The sequence below is a fragment of the Haloarcula salinisoli genome, from assembly GCF_019599405.1.
Lineage (GTDB): Archaea > Halobacteriota > Halobacteria > Halobacteriales > Haloarculaceae > Haloarcula > Haloarcula salinisoli.
This window is the reverse complement of sequence record NZ_RKLQ01000001.1, coordinates 674298-693612: the sequence shown is the minus strand read 5'-3', so window position 1 is coordinate 693612 and position 19315 is coordinate 674298. Positions and strand designations below refer to the sequence as shown.

Genomic DNA, 19315 nt, shown 5'->3' with positions numbered 1-19315 from the left:
TCTAGGGTTCGAAGCGGGCGAACGCGCTGACCTCGTTGGTCGGCGTCGTGACGGTGACACTCTCGCCGGTGTTGTCGATGACCGGCTGTGAGTAGCCCAGCGTGAGGACACGGTAGTCCTCGCTCTCCAGGTCGTCGCTGCCGGTGTAGACGACGAGCGACTCGCCCGGCGACAGCGTGATGTCCCCGAACTCGTTCGTCTGGTCGTCCTCGAAATCGATGGCGTGGTGGGCGAGCGACAGCGGGCCGGCACCCGTATGTTCCAGCACGACAGCCTCGCCGCCCGTAGCCTCGTCGACAGTGTCGGGGGCCGGCGCCCCACCGGAGCCGTCGGCGTCGACAGCGGCGATTTCGAGCCCGTCGGGGACCGGACCGGTCGCGAACTGCAGGAAGTCACCGAACCCGTATGGCGCGGTCGACGTGTGCGGGTCGTCCAGTTCGGGACTCGATACTGGTCGCGGGAGCGCGGGCCGCCATCCGGGGTCGACGTTGCGATAGGCGTCGGGGTCGGCATCGATCATCCCGAGGAGGACCTCCGCGACGATGCGGCTCCCGACCGCCCCGAGACTGTGACCGTCCTGCTGGGCCTCGGCTTCGGCGAGGACGTACAGCCAGAGCGGGGCGTCCTCGTCGGCACCGCGACACTGGCTCCGGAGATACGACTGGAAGCTCCGGTCGTCGGTCAGCGGGAGTTCGGCGTTCGAGAGCGGCGTGATATCCATCGCTTCGGCGACGGCTTGCCCCCCCGGCAAGCCGAGTGCGACGCCTCGAAGCAGGTTCCGGGCGGCCAGCGACTGCTCCTCACCCTCCGGAACGAACGGCAGGAGGAACAGGGCCGGCGGGAGCTGCGGGTCGATCTTGCGTGCTGGCTGTGGCGTCGTCCCGTCCCCGCAGTCGAAGAAATGGCCCCAGTCGACGAGCAGCTCGTTCGGGACTGGTCCCCCACCAGCGAGGCTCTGCCCCCCCATCTCCGCCCCGCTCTCTGCGTCAGCCATCGCCGACACGTCCGGCGGATTATCGGGGTCGGCATCCGCAAAGAGGTCAACGAGTGTCTCGACGGAGGGACCGGGGAAGAACTCCACGTCCGTTGTCTCGCTGTTGACGGTGTACGTGTCTCGAATCTGGCTGTGGCCGTACCGGTAGGCGGCGCCGGCAAACTCCACGGGTATCGCGATTCGGTCGCCCAGCAGGAAGTACTGCCGACCGGTTGCCTCGATGTCGTCCAGTACAGAGCCGTCACAGATCGCCGGAAGGAACAGTTCGGTGACGAGCCACTGGTAGTGCCAGCGGGTGAGTCGTTCCGCGGCATCGAAGTAGTCCTCGCCAGCCCTGACGAGCCCGTGACCGGGGCCGGACCGGACGTAGTCGACAACCCGGTTGTGGAACTTGACGAACGCCAGCTGTAACTGCGAGATGACAACGTTCTCGTCGTTCCGCGGGTCGGGGAGTATCGCGACGCCCTGCTCGTTGCGCTGGAGGTCAGTCGCACCGTAGCGGGCGACCCGCGGGGCGTCCTCGTCGCCGGGCACAGGGTCGCCGTCGGTCCCGGTAAGGAGCTTCGCCCCGTCGGGGTCTCGGCCGTCGTACAGCTCTGGACTGACCTCCGGGCCAGTGCCGTAGACTGAGTCCAGGTCCAGCGCTGGTGTCCTGAAGTTCCGTAGCGCAGCCGGGTCGTTACGCCGGTCGATGGCGGAGGTCGGGTCGAACGTGACGTCGTGGTCGACGAACTGCCCGAAGAAGGCGATACCGGCGGGCAGCTCCGCGTCGTCGTCGGGGTCCGAGCCGCCAAACAGCGGCCCGCCCGCACTCCCCAGCCGACGGAGAAACGCCGGCGACCGGTCGTACACGTCGAGCTCGGCAAAACGGTTCCCGAAGCGGTGGCTCCGGACCGGGCCGGCGTTCGTCATCGCGGCCTCGTTTATGCCTCTGTTCTCCGTCAGCCCGTGTTGTCTGTGCATACGAGTATGTGATACCGAAATATCATAAATCCAACCTACGGCAGCACGCGGAGAGTTCTGGGAGAGGCTCTCAATCTGGTCTGGCGTCCCGAGACAGCGGCACAGACGCCGATTGTCACACCGGGACGCAGCCCATCCCCCGATTTTTTGCGGTCCCGACCCGTCAATCCACATATGTCCGTCAGCTTCAACTTCGACGGTGAGGTCGCACTGGTCACCGGCGTCGGCGGGGCGCTGGGCAGTTCCGTCGCCAACGCCTTCCTGGAAGCGGGCGCCACGGTCTGTGGCGCCGACGTCGTCGCTCCCGACAGCGACGACTTCCAGCTCGACGACCCCGGCCGCATCCACTTCCACCAGGGCGACTTCACCGACGAGGGAGAGGTCGCCGACACAATCGAGGCCATCGTCGAGGAACACGGCCGGCTGGACTACCTCCTGAACATCGCCGGGACGTGGCGCGGCGGCGACCCCATCCACGAGACCGACGCTGACACCTTCGATTTCCTCTTCGGCGTCAACCTCAAGACGATGTTCCTGGCTTCGAAACACGCGCTCCCGCACGTCCAAGAGACCGGGGGTGCCATCGTCTCCGTCTCCGCTCGCTCCTCGCTGGAGGGCGGCGAAGGAGACGGTCTCTACCGGGCGACCAAAGCCGGCGTTCGCATCCTGACCGAGACCATCGCCGAGGAGAACCTCGGCACGGTGCGAGCAAACAGCGTCATGCCGAGCGTCATCGATACGCCGATGAACCGCGACATGATGCCCGACGCCGACTTCGACGCGTGGGTCGACCCCGAGGAAATCGCCGCCGTCATGCTGTTTCTGTGCTCCGACGCGGCGGGGGTAACTAGTGGCGCCGCCGTGCCGGTCTACGGTGAAGCCTAGCGAGGTGCTGACCGCAGGGAAGCACCTCGAAGCGAACCGGAGAGGGACCGGAGGTCCCTCAAGCAGTCGGGCGGCAAAGCCGCCCGACAACGGCTAACGGGGCGAAGAAGCGACCGCAAGGAGCTTCCTCGAATTGCGAGCGGAGCGGGACCGAAGGTCCCGCAGGCAGTCGGGCGGCATAGCCGCCCGACGACGGGGAGGAACGACCTGCGAGCAGTGAGCCGGACAGCAATAGCGCACGACGCGCCCCGGCGTCCCGGTCGCCGCCTGGTCGGTGACTGAGCAGTCGCTATCTGTTGGACGCCGTGGCACTACAGTCAGCCAAAAATAAAACAATCGCAGTTGTTAACAGCAGCGCGGGAGTAGCTCGGCACGGAAAATGGCAGACCGTGAAACGTGGGCGACCCGTCCCGGCTTTGTACTGGCAGCCATCGGGAGCGCAGTCGGTCTCGGGAACCTCTGGCAGTTCCCGTTCAAGACCGCGACCAACGGCGGAGCGGCGTTCGTCGTCTTCTACCTCCTCGCCGTCGCGCTCATCGGCTTCCCGGCGATGCTCGCGGAGTTCGTGCTGGGGCGACGGACCCACGTCAACGCTGTCGACGCCTTCGAGCGGCTGGGCCACCGGCAGTGGCGGGCCGTGGGCGCGCTGGCCGTGCTCACGGGCTTTTGGATCCTCTCGTACTACAACGTCGTCGGCGGGTGGGTGCTGCGCTACGTTCTGGGGAGCGCCCGGGGCGCGTACTTCGGGGACCCGGCGGGCTACTTCGGCGCGGTGTCGGCGGGGCCGGAGGCGGTGCTCGCCCAGGCGCTCTTCCTGGCACTGGTGGTCGGCATCGTCTCGCTCGGCGTCGAGGACGGCATCGAGACCGCGACGAAGCTGATGGTACCGAGCATCCTCCTCCTGATGGTCGCCCTGGCCGTCTGGGTGACGACCCTGCCCGGCGCCGGTGCGGGCTACGACTTCTTCCTCTCACCGGACCTGGGTGAGATGGTCGCAAACGCCGGGAGCATCATCCCCTTCGCGGTCGGGCAGGCCTTCTTCACGCTCTCGCTGGGGATGGCCATCATGGTGACGTACTCCTCATACGTCGGTGGCGACGACAACCTCGTCGTCGACGGCGGGGCCATCGTCGTGACGAACACGCTCGTCGGCGTGCTGGCCGGACTCGTCGTCTTCCCCATCCTGCTGACCATCGGTGCCGAGATCACGACCGAGAGCGGCGGCGCGGGCGCGCTGTTCGTCGCCACCGCCGCGGGCTTTGGCTCTGTTCCGTTCGGTCGGCTGTTCGGTGTCGTCTTCTTCGGCGTCGTCCTCATCGCGGCGCTGTCCTCGGCCATCAGCCTGCTCGAGGTGACCGTCGCCTACGCCAACGACAACTACGACGTGCCCCGGACGGTGCTCGCGCCGGTCATCGGTGTCGGGCTCTTCGTGCTGGGGCTGCCCTCGGCGTGGGATACGGGATGGCTGACCTGGTTCGACAGCGTGGCCTACCAGCTCTTTCTCCCGCTGTCGGTGCTCGCCACGACGATTTTCGTCGGGTGGGTACTCGGGGCCGACGCCGTCGCCGAGCTGCGCGAGGGGACCGGTGGGCTGGGCGCCGGCGGGTCGGCGTGGCTCTGGACGCTCCGCGTGGTCGTCGTGGTCGCTGTGCTGGCCACGCTGGCACTCGGGATCAACGAACTGTTCCTCGTCGAGGACGGCGCCTTCTTCGCGCCGTTCTGACGTGTTTCGGCCACACTCGACAGGCTTTTGCGTGAGTGGGAGGAGCCCGAGACGATGACACGAGCCACGTGGCGGACCCGGCTCGGGTTCGTCCTCGCTGCCGTCGGCAGTGCCGTCGGTCTCGGCAATATATGGCGGTTTCCCTGGCTGACTGCGACCAACGGGGGCGCCGCGTTCCTGTTGCTGTACGTCCTCGTCATCGTCCTGGTCGGCGTGCCGGGACTGCTCGGCGAGATGGTCATCGGCCGGCGAAGCCGCCGTAACCCGGTCGGTGCCTTCGGGGAGCTGGGTGGCCGCCCCTGGCGCGTCCTCGGCGGCGTTGCGCTGTTTGCGTCCGTGGTCGTCCTCTCGTTTTACTCGGTAGTCGGCGGCTGGATTCTCCGCTACACCGCCGCCAGCGCGACCGGGGCGTACTTCGGAGCGCCCCAGCAGTACTTCGCCGCCATCGATTTCGGTGTCGGCGCCGCCGCCTTTCACGCTCTGTTCCTGCTCGCGACGGTGGCCGTCGTCTACGCTGGCGTCGACCGAGGTATCGAGCTGGCGACGACAGTGATGGTGCCGGGCATCGTCGTCCTGTTTGGCGGCCTCGCCGTCTGGGCCTGGACCCTCCCCGGCAGCGCCGGCGGCTACGAGTTCTACCTCTCGCTCGACGTGGCGTACCTCCGGGCGAACTTCTTCGACGTGCTCGTCGCCGCGGCCGGGCAGGCGCTCTTTACCCTCTCGGTCGGGGCCGGCGCGATGCTTACCTACGCCTCCTACATCGACGAGGACCGCTCGCTGGCCGCCGACGGAACCATCATCGCCGTGTTGAACACGGGCATCGGCGTCCTCGCCGGGCTGGTCATCTTCCCCCTGCTGTTCTCGCTGGGCGTCTCGCCGGGCGAGGGTGGCCCCGGCGCGCTGTTTGTCGGTCTCGCCGGCGCGTTCGCCGACCTGCCGTACAGTCGCGTCGTCGGCGTGGTCTTTTTCGGCGTCGTCCTGCTTGCGGCACTCTCCTCGGCCATCAGCATCTTCGAAGTGCTCGTGGCCTATCTGGTGGACGAACACGACATCACGCGCGCTCGGGCGACGGCCGGCGTCGGGGGGCTCTTTCTCCTCACGGGCAGTCTCGCCGCGCTGTCGCCGGGACTGTTCGCGCTGCTCGCTGACACCATCGCCAACCTCGCGCTGACCGCCGGGTTGCTCGGGTTCCTGCTGTTCGTGGGGTGGGTCCTCGGTCCAGCGGCCATAGACGAGTACCGGACCGGTGCCGGCACCGTCGCACGGATGACGGGGCGACCGTGGTACTACACCGTCGCCGTCGTCCTCCCGCTGTTTCTCGCGTTCACGCTCGTCTCCGGCCTCGGTGGTGTCCTCGGCGTCCCGGTGACGGCACCACAGGCGGCCGCTATCGCGGCCCTCGGCGTGGTCGTGGCCATCGCGCTCGTGCGCCACCGGGTCGACACGGCGGTCTGACACCGCGACGCCCTCGGCGGTAGCGGATAGAAACCCCGAAGCGTCTCCACGCTAACCACCCGCCAATGGAACGGGGAGCCATCGACGTGGCGTCGCTGCCGGGCGGTATCGACCTGCAGGCGACCGTCGAGAGCGGCCAGTCGTATCTCTGGGACCGCGAGGACGGGCAGATGTACGAGCGGACCGCCGCCAGCGGCGGCGACGCCGGGTACTGGACGACGCTGCGGGTCGACGGCGAGCCCGAGGTCGTCCGGGTGCGCCAGACCGACGGCGCCCTGGAGTGGGCGGCGACGTTCGACGCCGCCGACGCGCTCCACACGCTGCTCGGCCTCGACGACGACCTGCCGGCGATTCGCGAGACGGCCCCGTCTGACGCCGTCGTCGAGGAGGCCTTCGACGCCTACTGGGGGATGCGCATCGTCCGCGACCCGCCCTTCCCGACGCTCATCTCGTTTATCTGCTCGGCCCAGATGCGCGTCGGTCGCATCCACGGGATGCAGCAGGCGCTGCGCCGGGAGTTCGGGGAGCCGGTCGCGTTCGACGGCGGGACGTATCGTGCGTTCCCCACGCCCGAGGCCCTCGCGAACGCCAGCGAGGCCGACCTCCGGGAGTTGAGTCTGGGCTACCGCGCTCCCTACGTCAAGCGCTCGGCGGAGCTGGTCGCCAGCGGCGAGGCCGACCCCGAGGACGCGCGGGGCATGGCCTTCGAGGACGCCCGCGACCACCTCACGCAGTTCGTCGGCGTCGGCGACAAGGTGGCCGACTGCATCCTGCTGTTCTCGCTGGGCTACCTCGAAGCCGTCCCGCTGGATACGTGGATTCAGACGACCATCGCCGAGTTCTACCCAGAGTGTGACCGTGGTAACTACACCGACACTTCACGGGCGATTCGGGAGACGCTGGGCGGCGAGTACGCCGGCTACACGCAGACGTATCTGTTCCACTATCTCCGTTCCGGCGGTCGGGACCTGTAGCGCCGTTGCGGCGCTGCGCGCCGATTGGACGACGGACCGGCGAAACACCACAAACAGTGTCTCGACCACCGAACATAACTGCCACCCGCAAGAATCCCGACCCATGGCACGCAAGCGAGCACACGTGTACGTCTCGGGTCGAGTCCAGGGCGTCTTCTTCCGGGCGACGACGCGGGACAACGCACAGGAGCAGGGCGTCGACGGCTGGGTGAAGAATCTGGACGACGGGCGCGTCGAAGCGGTGTTCGAGGGCGACCCGGCGGCCGTCGACGCGATGGTCGACTTCTGTTACGAGGGCAGCGACATGGCCAGCGTCAGCACAGTCGAGGTCGAGGAGGAGGAGCCCGAGGGGATAGACGGGTTCGAGATAGCGTACTGAGCCCCCATCGTTAGGGCGGTGGCGGGCCAAGCGCCGGTATGCTCACTGGCTCCGAGATGGCCGTCGTCGACGAAAACGCCGCGGCCCTGGGCGTCCCGCGCAGGCAGTTGATGGAATCGTCCGGGAACGCCGTCGCGCGGGCGGTCCGAGCGCACGCGGACCCCGGCAGCTCGGTCACCGTCGTCGCCGGCCGCGGGAACAACGGCGGCGACGCGCTCGTGGCCGCGCGATTTCTGGACGACCACGACCTGAGAATCTGTCTCCTGGGCCGACCCGAGACCATCACTACCGACATCTCGCGGGCGAACTGGGACGCCCTCCAGTCGGCCGACTACCCGACCGAACAGGTCCGCGACAGCGCCGGCTTCGAGCTCGGCGACCCCGACCTCGCTGTCGACGCGATGCTCGGGACCGGTATCAGCGGCGCGCTGCGCGAACCGGCCGCCACCGCCGCCGCGGCGATGAACGACGCCGAGGCCACGGTTCTCTCGGTAGACGTCCCCTCCGGTCTCAACTGCGAGACGGGCGCGCTCGTCGACAACGCCGTCGAAGCCGACCACGTCGTCACGTTCCACGATACGAAGCCGGGGCTGGACGAGCTCGCGGCGTCGGTCACCGTCGCCGACATCGGCATCCCAGAGGCCGCCCAGCGGTTCGTCGAACGGGGCGACCTCCAGCGGCTCTCGCGGGACCCAGCGAGCCACAAGGGCGACAACGGCGAGGTGCTGGTCGTCGGTGGCGGTCCATACACCGGCGCACCGGCACTGGCTGGCCAGGCGGCGCTCCGGGCGGGTGCGGACCTGGTCCGCGTCGCCGCGCCCGACGCCGTCGCCCGCGAGATACAGGGGTACAGCGAGAACCTCATCGTCCGGGCCTACGACGGCGACAGACTCGCGCCGACCCACGTCGACTGGCTGGCCGACCTCGCGGCCGACCACGACACGCTCGTCCTCGGACCGGGACTGGGCGGTGCCGAGACCACCGTCGACGCAGTCGGCGCCCTCCTGGAGCGGTTCGCCGGTACCGCCGTCGTCGACGCCGACGGCCTGCAGGTCGTTCCCGAGGTCGAGACCGACGCCGAGCTGGTCTGTACGCCCCACCAGGGCGAACTCGTGAAGATGGGCGGGGAGACCAGTGACGACTGGCGCGAGCGGGCCGACCTCGTGGAAGCGTTCGCCGCCGATGTCGGCCACACGCTGCTCGTGAAGGGCGCCTACGACATCGTCTCCGACGGCGAGCGGACACGGGTCAGCCGCACCGGCAACGCGGGGATGACCGTCGGCGGGACCGGCGACGTGCTGGCCGGGGTGACTGGTGCGCTTTCCTGCGTGCTCGAACCGCACCACGCCGCGGCTGTCGGGGCGTACGCCAACGGTGCCGCCGGGGACACAGTCGTCGAGGAGTACGGCTCGGGGCTGGTCGCGACGGACCTGCCAGAAGCGATTCCGAGTGTGCTGTGGGGCTGAGCCGGGTCGGGAATCAGGCCGACGCGCCGACGAGGTCGCCCGCCTTCGACCGGGACTGCTCGACGATGGCGGGCCGTGCCTCGAACTCGATGACCACCTCGTCGCCGTAGTCGACGGTCTCGACGTGGGCGTGGTCGTGAATCCAGGAGACGACGCTCATCGTCTCGTCGGTCATCGGCAGCACCAGCCGCTCGCGTTCGTAATCGGGTAGCTCGAGGTCGATTCGCTCGGCCAGCGCCTCGATGTTCAGCCCCTCGGCGGCGCTGACTGCGACCGGGTTCGGGGCCAGTGCGGAGAGAGCCTCGCGTTTCCGCTCGATTTCCTCGTCGTCGACCGTGTCGGTCTTGTTCAGCACCGTCACGATAGGGGCCTCGTTGCGCTCGTAGAGGGTATCGTGACTCGTCACCAGCTTCTCGCGTATCTCCTGGACGGACTCGGAGATGTCGACGACGAGCAAGACGAGGTCGGCCCGGTACACCGAGTCGAGCGTGGACTTGAACGACTCGACGAGCCAGTGGGGGAGGTCCCCGATGAACCCCACCGTATCGGTGACGAGCACGTCCCGCTTGCCGACCGCGGCACGACGAGTGGTGGTTCCGAGCGTCGTGAACAGGCGGTCCTCGCTCTCGGCGGTCGTGTCGAGGTCCGGATGCAGGTCCTCGTTCTGGTCGACCTCCAGGTCCTCGGCGAGGCGTCGCAGCAGCGTCGATTTCCCGGCGTTGGTGTAGCCAGCAAGCGCCACGAGGTCGAAGCCCGACTCCCGGCGTTGTTTGCGCCGGTGTCGCTCGGTCTCCTCGATGGATTCGAGCTCGTCCCGGATGTTGGCTATCTGCTTTTTGATGTCCTCCTCGCGGGACTCGTCGTACTCGCCCAGCCCCATGAAGCCGGGGCGCTCGTCGCGTTTCGCGAGGCTGGCCTTGGCTTCCGCGCGTGGCAGCTCGTAGCGCAGCTCGGCGAGTTCGACCTGAAGCTGTGCCTTCCGGGTCTGGGCGCGCTGGCCGAATATCTCGAGGATGAGCCGGAACCGGTCCATCACGGTCACGCCCGTCGGGAGCTCGTTCCCGATGTTGTAGGTCTGATAGGGGCCCAGCTGGTTGTCGAAGATGACCGTCCGTGCCCCCTCGCGGGCGACGGTGTTTGCCAGCCGCGTCACCTTCCCCTCCCCGAGGTGGTAGGCCGGGTCCTCGGTGCGAGTCTGTGTTATCTCCCCGACCACGTCGTAGCCAGCCGCTCGGGCGAGGTCGTGAATCTCCGTCGTGTCGGCCTCGCCGCTGTCGACGCGTTTGGCCACGACTGCGCTGTCTGTGGTGTGTGTCGCCGTCACTCACCCGAACGTAGGCCGTCCGATTATTTAATCTCAGGGGTCGGGTCGAAAACCACCGGACATCGGCCGAAGTCCCACAAAGGCTATACAGCGTGACGGGTAGGTATCCACTATGGCAGGGTTAGCGTTACAGCTGGATTTCAGTCTCCAGCAAATCGGACTGGAACTGGGTACCGGTGCCGTCATCGGTGGTATCATCGGCTTCGCGGCAAAGAAGGTCGCGAAGCTCATCGCGGTCATCGTCGGCCTCGAGCTGGCGCTGTTCAAGTTCCTGGAGACTCGTGGCATCCTCGAAGTGAACTGGCAGGCCATCGGCGGCGCCGCGAAGAACACGACCTCCAGTGCTGGCGCGGCCGCCAGTCAACCGCCGGGCTGGATTACGTCGCTGCTGTCGGCCCTGCCCGTCTCGGCCGGCTTCTCGGGTGGCTTCCTCGTCGGCTTCAAGCAAGGATAACAGAACTTACCGCGTTCCGATTTCGTCTTCGTCTTTGATGATTCGCGTCTCGGCCTCGCCGCTCGTGTGCTCGTTGACCACGTCGTAGAAGTCGTTTTGCATCCCCGCAGGGAAGGTTAGCACGCCGACCCAGGAGCCGTCGGCCTGCCACTCCTCGCGTTCCAGTTCGCCGAAGGTCCGAATTTTGGCCTGCGCGCTGCCGGCGTAGTCGGCGGGCACCTGCACGGCGACGGTTATCTCGTCGAAGCGAATCGGAATTACGGGCCGCAAGGCGTCCAGGGCGTCGTCGACCTGCGTCTCGACGGGCTCCATCGGGTCGATTCGGAAGTCAGTCTCCTCCAGGGCCGACTCGATGCGCTCGGGCGGGTGGGGCGCGTCGTCCATCTGGGGGTTGACCGCGTTGCGCGTGATACGCTGGACGAGCTGTTTGTGCTTCTGTTCCATCATCTCGCGGCGCTGGTCGGCCGTTATCTGTATCTCGCCGCGCTTGATGACTTCGGGGATGATATCCATCGGCTCGGTGGTCTCGAACACCTCTTCGAGCATGTTCTCCGGCGGGCGGTCGCCGCGGTCGGCGTCCTCGAAGACGTCCTCGGCGGCGATGACGTCCTCCAGGTCGCCGTCGAACTCCTCGCGTTTGATGGCCAGTGCCGCGTCGGGGTCGACCAGTACCTCGAACCGCTGTCCGTGGGATTCGAGGCGCGCCGTAACCGCCTCGTCCAGTGATATCATACCAGCGCGTAGCGGTGGGGCAGGTAAAGTCCTTACTGCGACGCGGGAAAGACTGATTACACAGCGTTCGGAAAAGGATTCTATCAACGGGGTCCCTATAAGGAACTACTATGACAGACGGCACCGATGACGGACGACTCTTCGAGTGGTATCGAACGTATATTGGCGAGCCGGACCGCGAGGTCGACGTCTATCTCGGGTTCGCGCTGTTCTTCGCGGGAATCGGGTTCGGTATCGCCGCGTTCGTCATCGGCGCCATCGGCCAGTTGACGGGAGCAGGCGGCGAGTCGGCGGACTTCATCTATCGGGAGGCGGCCATCGCGACGGGGATGCTCGCCCTGCCCGCGACGCTGTCGAGCGTCGTCGTACTCCTGCCCGTCAGCAAGCGCGCGCTCTACGGTGCGGCCACCGGCTCAGCTATCTCGCTTGTCGGCCTGGGCGGGTTCGTCTGGGCGTACCCGTACAGCTGGGCGGTCGGACCAGGCCCGACCTACAGCGTCCAGGTCCTGTTCGTCTACGGCGTCGGTCTGGCCGCCCTGCTGGCGGCCACCGGCGGCGCGCTGGTCGCCTACCACATCGACCGGGCGAAACCCCGACCCGGTGACTTCACCGCCGAGGACGACGACGCGGGCGAGGAGATCACGGACGAGCAAATCGAGCAGGACATCGAGTCCGCGATGGAAGACGTCGACCTCACGTGGGGCGGCGTCGAGAAGACTGAAGGAAGCGAGCTGAAGATTCGGACCAGCGAGACCGAGGCGGAGATGGACGCGACTGGGCTGGACGTCGAGGCCGAACGCGTCCACCGCAGCAGCGTCGACGACCAGGTTCAGGGCCTGGCGATGGTCAAGGGCGGCCAGAAGCAGACCGACCGCTCGACGTCGACGGTCGACGACCAGACTAACAAGCTGGCCGAACTCCGCGAGCAGAAACGGAAAGAAGCCGAGCAGGAGGAGGACGAAACCGTTCTGGGCAACCTGCTGGACCGCGTTGCGGCGCTTCTCGGTCGGAACTGAACCTACACCACGTCTCCTCTCGTCGGGCTCTGGAGACTGTTGCATTATCTTTCATGGTTCTCTTCGCGCCGCTCTAGTCAGCTAAAAACAATAACAAATCAGGTAGATACGTACATTTATGTGGGGTATAGGGGAAATATTAGTGAACTACTCATGGCAAAAGGACTCGACGTTGGGACGATGAACCTTATCTCGGCACAGCAGGACGGCAACGACACGGTGTTCGTCCAGCAGCGAAACTCGTTCGTGGAGATAGAGTACAGCGACATGGCCGAGCGGATGCTCTCGCGCTCGGACGTACTCCACATCCGGAAAGACGAAGACGTGTACGTGCTGGGCGACGACGCGCTGAACTTTGCGAACATCTTCAATCAAGAGACACGGCGGCCGATGTCCCAGGGGATTCTCTCCTCTGACGAGCAGTCGGCCATCCCGATGATGAAGCTCATCATCGAGCAGGTCGTCGGCTCGCCGGACCACCCGAACGAGAAGCTGTACTTCTCCTCGCCGGCCGACCCAATCGACTCGGACCTGAGCACGCTGTATCACCAGAAGACCATCCAGTCGTTCCTCAACGACATGGGGTACGACGCAGAGCCCATCAACGAGGGGATGGCAGTCATCTACTCGGACCTGGCAGACAACAACTTCACCGGGCTGGGTATCAGCTTCGGCGCCGGGATGACGAACGTCTGTCTGTCCTACTACGCCGTGCCGGTGATGAAGTTCTCCGTCGCCCGCGGTGGCGACTGGATCGACGAGCAGGCCTCGACGGCGACGGGCAAGCCCGTCGACAAGGTCACCTCCATCAAGGAGGGCGACTTCGAGCTGGACTTCGAGACCGACGTCGGCGGCGTCGAAGGCGCGCTCTCGATTTACTACGAGAATCTGCTTGACTACGTCATCGGAAAGATTCAGGAAGAGGTCGACGAGGAAGACATCGAGGAGGGGCTCGACGTCCCGGTCGTCGTCACCGGCGGGACCTCCTCGCCGAAAGGCTTCAAGAAGCTGTTCGAGCAGCACCTCGAAGACGCGTCGATTCCGTTCTCCATCAGCGAGGTTCAGCACGCCGACGAGCCGATGTACAGCGTCGCACGCGGGTCGCTCGTCGCCGCCCGCTCCGAGGAGGAAGAGACGGGTCACAGCGGTTCTGAGGAAGCCGAAGAGGAAGAAGAAGTCGAAGCCGACGATTGAACCGGCTACCGACGTACCGTTTTTTGACGCCCGAAGCAGCCGTCCAGGGCTGTGTTCAGCGACCGACACGCTGAGTGTGATCTGGCTCGGGGTGCCTGGCCCGCGCCAGTCACTCGCAGGGGCCGACTCAGTGGGTCGCGTCGGCCGATTCGCCGTTCTCGCGAGCGGCCGTCTCGTCGTCCGAGACGGCCTCGTCGAAGACGGGGAAGACTAGGTCGCCGTCTTCGACCAGTTCGTCGCCCATCCCGTTGATCAGTTGCTCGCCCGTCGATTCGGCGGCGGCGGGCACGTCGACCGGCAGGTCCTCCCGCCTGATTTTCGCGACTGACTGTCCCTGTTCCTCGAAGCGGTCGATGGCGTCGTCCCAGGATTCTGGCGGTCCGTGTTCGGCCGTGTGGTCGACCGTCACCCCAACGTACTCACACTCCTGACAGCCGACGGTCTCCCGCTCGCCCAGCCGATAGCGCGTCAGCGTTCCCCCACACCGTGGACAGTTCATACAGCACGCTTTGCCACTCTGGGGCTTAATTCTATGGTCGGCTGGGAAAAGGAAACCGCCTACTCCTCGTCGACGTCCTCGGCGTCCTCGCTGTCCTCGGCCTCGGGGTCGGCCAGCAGGTCGGCCGCCTCCAGATGCTCGCGCTTCTCGTCGTCGGAGAGCTCGCCGAACGTCTCGGTCTCGACGTCGATGGTCGCGATGCCGATCCCTTCGGGAGCGAGTCCGTCCTCGGCGACCGACGCGAGCGCTTCGAGCGCGAGGTCGACGCCCTCCGAGAGCACCATCGACTCGTCGTAGTGTGCTTCGAGGTAGTCGCGGATGTCACCCCGGTCGGCACCCACGGCCAGTGCCTTCCACTCGTAGGGGGTCCCCGAGGGGTCCGTCTCGTAGAGACGGGGCTCGCCGTTGGCGATGCCGGCGATGATGAGCGCGACGCCGAACGGTCGCGCGCCGCCGACCTGCGTGTACTGCTGGATGTAGTCCGTAATCTCCTTCGTCAGCGTCTCGACGCCGACCGGCTCGCCGTAGCGCAGGTGGTTGACCTGGGCCTGCCGGCGAGCGAAGTCGATGAGCTGGCGGGCGTCGGCGACGTGGCCGGCACTCGCGATACCGATGTGGTCGTCGGCCTTGTGTATCTTCTCGACGGAGGAGCGTTCCATCAGCGGCGAGCGGATGCGCTTGTCGACAGCCAGGACGACACCGTCGCTCGTCCGGATGCCGATACTCGCCGTGCCGCGTTTGACCGCCTCGCGGGCGTACTCGACCTGATAGAGACGCCCGTCCGGAGAGAAGATAGTGATTCCGCGGTCGTACGCCTGCTGTTGGTTTTGTCCCTGCATAGTGTTAGATGTCGAGGTCTGTCGCGCCGACGAACCCGTCGTCGGTCGCTACGTCCACCCGCCCGTCGCGGGCGACCGCACGCCGGTCCCGGGTCTCGAACACGACCTGTCTCTGTTCCGGGCCTTTTGCCGGGCCGCGTATATATTTTTCCTCACAGGCACGAACGGTGCCGCTGGTGCCGGTGACACGAAGGCCCACGGGCGCGCCGTCGACGCTGTTCAGACAGGCAAGCGCCGCGCGGGCGTCCTCGGTGTGGCCCCGTCGGACCCGGACGATAGCGTGGCCGACGCCGTCCTCGTGGGTAAAGCGCAGGACGGTCATGTCCGCGTCGGCGCTGCCGGTGTCGCCCAGCAGGTTCTGGGTCGCGTACCACACCTCACGCTGGAAGGCTCGCCGGTCCAGATCGGCGTCTGGCCACGTCTCGATGGCCACCGCGAGATAGCGCCAGCGGGGCTGGAGATGTTTCGGCAGGTGTTTCACGAGCCAGTACCCCCGAATTCAGCGTCCATACCTCGCGTTAGCGGGCCGGAGTGAAAACGGATGTCATCGACGTCTCGCGGCGGTCACCGGAGCGTCGAGCCGTGCCGACTGGCGCTGTCGGAGTCGTCGACGTTGGCCGGCTCTATCCGCTCTATTGGACTCCGGACGAGCAGATACAGGATCGACAGCATCATCCCGATGGTCTCGACGATAATGACGGGGTCAGCGGCCCGGAGCGCGGGGACGCTGAGTGCGATGACGCCGAGGAAGACGGCGACAGCCATATGTCGAGACAGGATGAACCCACTGACCAGCGACCCGGTGACGAGTCCCAGGATTGTCCCGACCGCGAACGTCGCCGGGATGCTATCCAGGACCAGAACCGAACTGAGTGACGTCGCTTCGACCGCTGCCAGTGCTCCCCCCAGGAGATACTTTGTGCCCACCACGCCCGCGAGCGAGGCGACCACGAGACCGCCGAACTTCGGGCTCGTGTTTGCCATATAATAGCGTTGTGGCCCTCATGGTAAATAAAGGTATCAGGTTTCAGGAAACCATCACGAATCGTCCAGTCGGACCCCGGGCTCGACGTACGAATCGCCCATCCGGTCGCGGTTGCGGGCGGCCAGCCGGCCCCACTCGGCCAGCCCGGACCGGATATCGTCGGCGTCGAACCCGATAGCCTCGCCCAGTGCGGCCAGCTCCCGCGGCGCGCGCAACTCCAGGTGACTTCGCGGGTCGGCGCTGACGACGAAGGGTGCGTCGGCGTCGGCGACGAGTTCACGGAGTTTCCGGAGGCCACGCAGCCGGCGGACACGGCTGCCGCCCTCGCCCTGGATGACCGGGCGGAGATTGAACTCGACGCGGACATCGTTGTCGGCAGCGGCCGTGGCCAGCACGTGGTTGAAATCGCCGTCGCCCGCCATCGGGTGAGCGAGCACGTCGACAGCGGGGGTCTCGACGGCGAAGCGGTTGACCGCGCTGTCGCCGCCGTGGACGACGACGACCGTCTGTTTCGAGCGGTAGTTGCCCACGAGGCCGCTGGCCTGGGACGGGTCGTCGGCTCGAATCTCGACGCCGTCGACCACGTCCACGTCGACCGCTTCCCGGACTGCTGTGATATCGTCGGGCTCGCCCTCGTCGCCGTGGTTCCGGACGACGACGCCCTCGAAGCCGTAGTCAGCGGCGGTCTCGGCCTGTCGAGCGAGGGTGCTCGGCCCGTCGGGCCGGGCGTGAACCGCCTCGTACATCACAGTTCGGCCAGCAGGTCCCGGGCGTTCTCGACGGCGTTCTCGCGTTTCGCGGGATAGGCCTCGACCTTCGCGCGGAGCGTGATACCGTCGCCCCGGCGGACCTCGTCGCCGAAAGCGGCCTGTTTATCCAGCGTGAGGAAAAACGAGCAGTTCTCGTCGACACGGTCGTCCAGTTCCGCCCGCACGTCGTCGATGTCATCGAGTGTCGCCACCTGCGAGAGGACCTGTCGCACCTCGTCTGCGTTCTCGACACGGGCCGAGAGGACCACGATACGATCGCCGTAGTGGCCCTCGCTCTCGGCCCGCTCGATGGGGTACTCCTCGGGGAGGTAGGTCCTGAGCGCGCTCTCGACGCGTTTCTCGTCCTCGGTGGCGTAGCAGAACGCCCGCAGGTCGACGTAGTGGAACGGAACCGACGACACGGCTTACTCGCTGGCTTCGAGGTTGTCCTCGGGGACGCCCTGCTCCTGGCCGTCCTCGAAGGAGACCGTGTAGTTGGCGTCGCCGAACATCGTGTCGACGACCTGCGTGATGGTCCCGGTCTCGCCGTCGTAATCGCTGTGCTCGTCGTGGAGAATGACCTCGTCGTCTTCTTCGAATGCCATACGCGCCGATACTCGATGGCTGCTCAAAAAGGGACTGATTCATCGGGAAGCCGGTGTGTCGAAGGGTTATAGTAATTCTCTCGCGTACTGGCCTGCATGATTGGTCCGTCCTGCCCTCCGCTGTCCGCGCGCGATAGCTACGTCACAGCTCGCGGAGACAGATGACTACCGTCGACGACCTGTGGTATCTCGCCGACGTGGCCAGTCAGCAGGCCGAACAGACCTACCACGAGCTGGGAGAGCAGTACGACGAGTTCGTGGAGTTTACGCGCCACCGGCGGGTCAAGCGGCCCCGCTTTCGCACCGTCGCCGAGGACGCCCGGGACCACGGCGCCCCCTTCGGCGCGCACACGCTCCCCTACCGGCCTACTGGCGAGCTCCTGCTGGTGCGCCACGACGGCGTCGGTCGGTGGGTGTTACCCGGCGGCGAACTCGACCCCGGGGAATCGTTCAGGGAGGCCGCCCTCCGAGAGCTGGCCGAGGAGAGCGGTATCGAGGCCCGTATCGAGGGGCTGGGGATGCTCGGGCGCGTGGAGTTTTACTGTGAGAACAACAACACCTGGGGGCTGCTCCCGGTCTTCGAGGCCCGCGCCGAGACCACCGAGATAGACGTCCAGGACCCGGACGGCGAAATCAGCGAGGCTCGCTGGTTCGACGAACTGCCCGAGGATACGCGGGACCGCGAGGAGATACTGCGCTGGCGCGAGCACCGTTTCGGCCGGACGTGAGACGGGACGCCCCGGCGAGAGTGAGTGGCCTCCGCCGCCGTGGTCACTCCGCCGCGCCCAGTTTGTCGCCGGCTTTCGCCTTCGCGGACTCCTTGGCTCGCTCGACCACCGGCTCGGCGTCGGCCCACTTCTCGCCGACCATCGCACCGACCAGCGCCCCGATGCCGGCGCCCGTGCTCGCGAGCTTCGAACTGAACAGTCCGCCGATAGCGCCGCCGATGGCCCCGCCGGTGGCTGCGTACTTGGCACGGCTGAACGCGCGGTTAATTCGTTGTCGCATAGCTGAAAGTTCGGCACACGGACGTAAAAAGCCACGTGGCGGCTGCCGGGCCTTTACTCGGGCCCGAAGGACTGGCCATCGCGGGCGTCCGCGCCGAGCCGGCGAACCGTCGCACGTGCGTTGCTGGCGTCGTAGCCAAAGAGCACCGAGTGGCCGTACTCCGCGGCCACCTCCGTCGCCTTCGCGAGGTCGTCGATATCGACGTCGACGGCGTACAGCTCGATACTGAAGGGCGTCGAGAGGCGGTCGAGAAAGCCCTTCGCGAGTATCTCCAGCCAGTAGGTCGTCGAGTAGGCCATATCGTAGATGGGGACGACAAACTCGTCGACGTAGGGCTCGATGTCGTCGACGGCGACGCCGGTGCGGGCCTCGAGATGGCCGGGATAGGGGTCGGGGTAGAGTGTCAGATAGAGGTCGCCGGGGACCCGCTCGCGGGCCGCCGCGACGAAGTCGGTCATGACCTGGGTCCGCCAGGCCTCCCAGTCGTCGAACTCACTGTCGGCGAAGCGTCGCTCACATCGGTCACAGTGGCAGTACTCCTCGCGCGGGAAGCCGACGTCGTCCAGTCGCACGTCCTCGTTCACGCCGGCGGCCTCCTCGATAATGTCGAGCAGCCCCTCCCGGTAGCGGTCGTGGGTCGGACAGACGTAGGTCCAGTCGAAGTACGGTTCGTTCCGTGTCGCAGCGGTTCCCTCGTCGTCGAACGCGAGCAGTTCTTCCTCGCCCTCGACGGCGTTGTCCCCGAAACACGACACCATGTTCACCGCCCCCTCGACGGGGTCGGTCGCCCGTCCGGTGACGTCTTTGACCTCGTAGAACGCCCGGTCGAACTCGGACCACTCCGTCTCCTCCTCGTTTCGCGTGACGACACCGTACATAGGCACGACTAGACCGGTCGGTCGGGTAAGCGTTCTGAAAAGGGTGGTCGGATACGATACGACGGCGGAGACCGCGTTACTTCTTGACGACGTACGCCGCACCGACGGCGGCGACGACCGTAAGCAGGAGGAGTATCTTCTTTGACATCGTTTCATCGTAGACAACCGTCTCATAAAGAACTATCGGAGCGTT

22 protein-coding genes are annotated in these 19315 nt (G+C 66.4%); 10 read left to right on the top strand and 12 right to left on the bottom strand.

Annotation, left to right across the window (positions count from 1 at the left end; genetic code table 11):
* Position 1: 1 nt before the first annotated feature.
* On the bottom strand, positions 2–1957 hold the full coding sequence (locus EGD98_RS03625; protein WP_220586991.1) for a peroxidase family protein: 1956 nt from the start codon (positions 1955–1957) through the stop codon (positions 2–4).
* Between the two features lie 174 nt (positions 1958–2131).
* On the opposite strand from EGD98_RS03625, the gene EGD98_RS03620 reads away from it, so the two are divergent.
* From EGD98_RS03620 to EGD98_RS03595, 6 genes are all read left to right on the top strand, one after another.
* Positions 2132–2842, top strand: coding sequence for an SDR family oxidoreductase (locus EGD98_RS03620; protein ID WP_220586990.1), 711 nt, complete (start codon positions 2132–2134; stop codon positions 2840–2842).
* 379 nt (positions 2843–3221) lie between these two features.
* Positions 3222–4565: a sodium-dependent transporter gene (locus tag EGD98_RS03615; protein WP_220586989.1), complete on the top strand. Its 1344-nt coding sequence runs from the start codon at positions 3222–3224 to the stop codon at positions 4563–4565.
* Between the two features lie 54 nt (positions 4566–4619).
* A complete protein-coding gene (locus tag EGD98_RS03610) occupies positions 4620–6020 on the top strand; it encodes a sodium-dependent transporter (RefSeq protein WP_220586988.1) in 1401 nt (466 codons plus the stop codon).
* Between the two features lie 65 nt (positions 6021–6085).
* Positions 6086–6994, top strand: a complete 909-nt coding sequence (locus EGD98_RS03605) for a DNA-3-methyladenine glycosylase family protein (protein ID WP_220586987.1) — start codon at positions 6086–6088, stop codon at positions 6992–6994.
* A 103-nt stretch (positions 6995–7097) separates the two neighbouring features.
* Positions 7098–7373 (top strand): acylphosphatase, encoded by a 276-nt coding sequence (locus EGD98_RS03600; protein ID WP_220586986.1) that lies wholly within the window; start codon positions 7098–7100, stop codon positions 7371–7373.
* A gap of 38 nt (positions 7374–7411) precedes the next feature.
* On the top strand, positions 7412–8839 hold the full coding sequence (locus tag EGD98_RS03595) for an NAD(P)H-hydrate dehydratase (RefSeq protein WP_220586985.1): 1428 nt from the start codon (positions 7412–7414) through the stop codon (positions 8837–8839).
* Between the two features lie 13 nt (positions 8840–8852).
* Here the strand turns inward: EGD98_RS03595 and hflX are convergent, their stop codons facing one another.
* The gene (hflX, locus tag EGD98_RS03590; RefSeq protein ID WP_220586984.1) at positions 8853–10163 is read right to left on the bottom strand and encodes a GTPase HflX; all 1311 of its coding nucleotides are present in this window, start codon (positions 10161–10163) and stop codon (positions 8853–8855) included.
* 112 nt (positions 10164–10275) lie between these two features.
* Here hflX and EGD98_RS03585 point away from each other — a divergent pair, with 112 nt between their 5' ends.
* A complete protein-coding gene (locus tag EGD98_RS03585; RefSeq protein ID WP_220586983.1) occupies positions 10276–10617 on the top strand; it encodes an FUN14 domain-containing protein in 342 nt (113 codons plus the stop codon).
* A 6-nt stretch (positions 10618–10623) separates the two neighbouring features.
* Here the strand turns inward: EGD98_RS03585 and EGD98_RS03580 are convergent, their stop codons facing one another.
* Positions 10624–11349: a ribosome assembly factor SBDS gene (locus tag EGD98_RS03580; RefSeq protein WP_220586982.1), complete on the bottom strand. Its 726-nt coding sequence runs from the start codon at positions 11347–11349 to the stop codon at positions 10624–10626.
* A 110-nt stretch (positions 11350–11459) separates the two neighbouring features.
* On the opposite strand from EGD98_RS03580, the gene EGD98_RS03575 reads away from it, so the two are divergent.
* Together EGD98_RS03575 and EGD98_RS03570 are read left to right on the top strand one after the other, a co-directional pair.
* Positions 11460–12365, top strand: coding sequence for a cell division protein CdpA domain-containing protein (locus EGD98_RS03575; RefSeq protein ID WP_220586981.1), 906 nt, complete (start codon positions 11460–11462; stop codon positions 12363–12365).
* Positions 12366–12518: 153 nt separating this feature from the next.
* Complete coding sequence (locus tag EGD98_RS03570; RefSeq protein WP_220586980.1) at positions 12519–13559, top strand: disk-shape morphogenesis protein volactin; 1041 nt, start codon at positions 12519–12521, stop codon at positions 13557–13559.
* Positions 13560–13686: 127 nt separating this feature from the next.
* On the opposite strand, the gene EGD98_RS03565 is transcribed toward EGD98_RS03570, so the two are convergent.
* The 7 genes from EGD98_RS03565 to EGD98_RS03535 all read right to left on the bottom strand — a co-directional run bounded on the left by EGD98_RS03565 (position 13687) and on the right by EGD98_RS03535 (position 17236).
* Positions 13687–14058, bottom strand: coding sequence for a hypothetical protein (locus tag EGD98_RS03565; protein ID WP_220586979.1), 372 nt, complete (start codon positions 14056–14058; stop codon positions 13687–13689).
* A gap of 59 nt (positions 14059–14117) precedes the next feature.
* Entirely contained in the window at positions 14118–14897 is a 780-nt protein-coding gene (gene psmA, locus EGD98_RS03560) for an archaeal proteasome endopeptidase complex subunit alpha (RefSeq protein WP_220586978.1), read from the bottom strand.
* A 4-nt stretch (positions 14898–14901) separates the two neighbouring features.
* Positions 14902–15378, bottom strand: coding sequence for an Rpp14/Pop5 family protein (locus tag EGD98_RS03555; protein ID WP_220586977.1), 477 nt, complete (start codon positions 15376–15378; stop codon positions 14902–14904).
* 83 nt (positions 15379–15461) lie between these two features.
* Positions 15462–15881: a hypothetical protein gene (locus tag EGD98_RS03550; protein WP_220586976.1), complete on the bottom strand. Its 420-nt coding sequence runs from the start codon at positions 15879–15881 to the stop codon at positions 15462–15464.
* A 54-nt stretch (positions 15882–15935) separates the two neighbouring features.
* Positions 15936–16628, bottom strand: a complete 693-nt coding sequence (locus EGD98_RS03545; RefSeq protein WP_220586975.1) for an RNase P subunit p30 family protein — start codon at positions 16626–16628, stop codon at positions 15936–15938.
* The gene (locus EGD98_RS03540; protein ID WP_220586974.1) at positions 16628–17053 is read right to left on the bottom strand and encodes an RNA-binding protein; all 426 of its coding nucleotides are present in this window, start codon (positions 17051–17053) and stop codon (positions 16628–16630) included. The genes EGD98_RS03545 and EGD98_RS03540 overlap by 1 nt, the downstream gene beginning before the upstream one ends.
* Before the next feature lie 3 nt (positions 17054–17056).
* A complete protein-coding gene (locus EGD98_RS03535) occupies positions 17057–17236 on the bottom strand; it encodes a DUF1918 domain-containing protein (protein ID WP_220586973.1) in 180 nt (59 codons plus the stop codon).
* Positions 17237–17397: 161 nt separating this feature from the next.
* On the opposite strand from EGD98_RS03535, the gene EGD98_RS03530 reads away from it, so the two are divergent.
* Positions 17398–17964 (top strand): NUDIX hydrolase, encoded by a 567-nt coding sequence (locus EGD98_RS03530; RefSeq protein WP_220586972.1) that lies wholly within the window; start codon positions 17398–17400, stop codon positions 17962–17964.
* Positions 17965–18007: 43 nt separating this feature from the next.
* On the opposite strand, the gene EGD98_RS03525 is transcribed toward EGD98_RS03530, so the two are convergent.
* A complete protein-coding gene (locus tag EGD98_RS03525) occupies positions 18008–18244 on the bottom strand; it encodes a glycine zipper 2TM domain-containing protein (protein WP_220586971.1) in 237 nt (78 codons plus the stop codon).
* A gap of 53 nt (positions 18245–18297) precedes the next feature.
* Complete coding sequence (locus tag EGD98_RS03520) at positions 18298–19122, bottom strand: hypothetical protein (RefSeq protein ID WP_220586970.1); 825 nt, start codon at positions 19120–19122, stop codon at positions 18298–18300.
* Positions 19123–19315 lie beyond the last annotated feature (193 nt).

What these genes read in the sequence shown, in the direction of transcription:
- EGD98_RS03625 (WP_220586991.1), bottom strand. Translation starts at nt 1,957, where the DNA reads ATGCACAGACAACACGGGCTGACGGAGAACAGAGGCATAAACGAGGCC.
- EGD98_RS03620 (WP_220586990.1), top strand. Translation starts at nt 2,132, where the DNA reads ATGTCCGTCAGCTTCAACTTCGACGGTGAGGTCGCACTGGTCACCGGC.
- EGD98_RS03615 (WP_220586989.1), top strand. Translation starts at nt 3,222, where the DNA reads ATGGCAGACCGTGAAACGTGGGCGACCCGTCCCGGCTTTGTACTGGCA.
- EGD98_RS03610 (WP_220586988.1), top strand. Translation starts at nt 4,620, where the DNA reads ATGACACGAGCCACGTGGCGGACCCGGCTCGGGTTCGTCCTCGCTGCC.
- EGD98_RS03605 (WP_220586987.1), top strand. Translation starts at nt 6,086, where the DNA reads ATGGAACGGGGAGCCATCGACGTGGCGTCGCTGCCGGGCGGTATCGAC.
- EGD98_RS03600 (WP_220586986.1), top strand. Translation starts at nt 7,098, where the DNA reads ATGGCACGCAAGCGAGCACACGTGTACGTCTCGGGTCGAGTCCAGGGC.
- EGD98_RS03595 (WP_220586985.1), top strand. Translation starts at nt 7,412, where the DNA reads ATGCTCACTGGCTCCGAGATGGCCGTCGTCGACGAAAACGCCGCGGCC.
- EGD98_RS03585 (WP_220586983.1), top strand. Translation starts at nt 10,276, where the DNA reads ATGGCAGGGTTAGCGTTACAGCTGGATTTCAGTCTCCAGCAAATCGGA.
- EGD98_RS03580 (WP_220586982.1), bottom strand. Translation starts at nt 11,349, where the DNA reads ATGATATCACTGGACGAGGCGGTTACGGCGCGCCTCGAATCCCACGGA.
- EGD98_RS03575 (WP_220586981.1), top strand. Translation starts at nt 11,460, where the DNA reads ATGACAGACGGCACCGATGACGGACGACTCTTCGAGTGGTATCGAACG.
- EGD98_RS03570 (WP_220586980.1), top strand. Translation starts at nt 12,519, where the DNA reads ATGGCAAAAGGACTCGACGTTGGGACGATGAACCTTATCTCGGCACAG.
- EGD98_RS03565 (WP_220586979.1), bottom strand. Translation starts at nt 14,058, where the DNA reads ATGAACTGTCCACGGTGTGGGGGAACGCTGACGCGCTATCGGCTGGGC.
- psmA (WP_220586978.1), bottom strand. Translation starts at nt 14,897, where the DNA reads ATGCAGGGACAAAACCAACAGCAGGCGTACGACCGCGGAATCACTATC.
- EGD98_RS03550 (WP_220586976.1), bottom strand. Translation starts at nt 15,881, where the DNA reads ATGGCAAACACGAGCCCGAAGTTCGGCGGTCTCGTGGTCGCCTCGCTC.
- EGD98_RS03545 (WP_220586975.1), bottom strand. Translation starts at nt 16,628, where the DNA reads ATGTACGAGGCGGTTCACGCCCGGCCCGACGGGCCGAGCACCCTCGCT.
- EGD98_RS03535 (WP_220586973.1), bottom strand. Translation starts at nt 17,236, where the DNA reads ATGGCATTCGAAGAAGACGACGAGGTCATTCTCCACGACGAGCACAGC.
- EGD98_RS03530 (WP_220586972.1), top strand. Translation starts at nt 17,398, where the DNA reads ATGACTACCGTCGACGACCTGTGGTATCTCGCCGACGTGGCCAGTCAG.
- EGD98_RS03525 (WP_220586971.1), bottom strand. Translation starts at nt 18,244, where the DNA reads ATGCGACAACGAATTAACCGCGCGTTCAGCCGTGCCAAGTACGCAGCC.
- EGD98_RS03520 (WP_220586970.1), bottom strand. Translation starts at nt 19,122, where the DNA reads ATGTACGGTGTCGTCACGCGAAACGAGGAGGAGACGGAGTGGTCCGAG.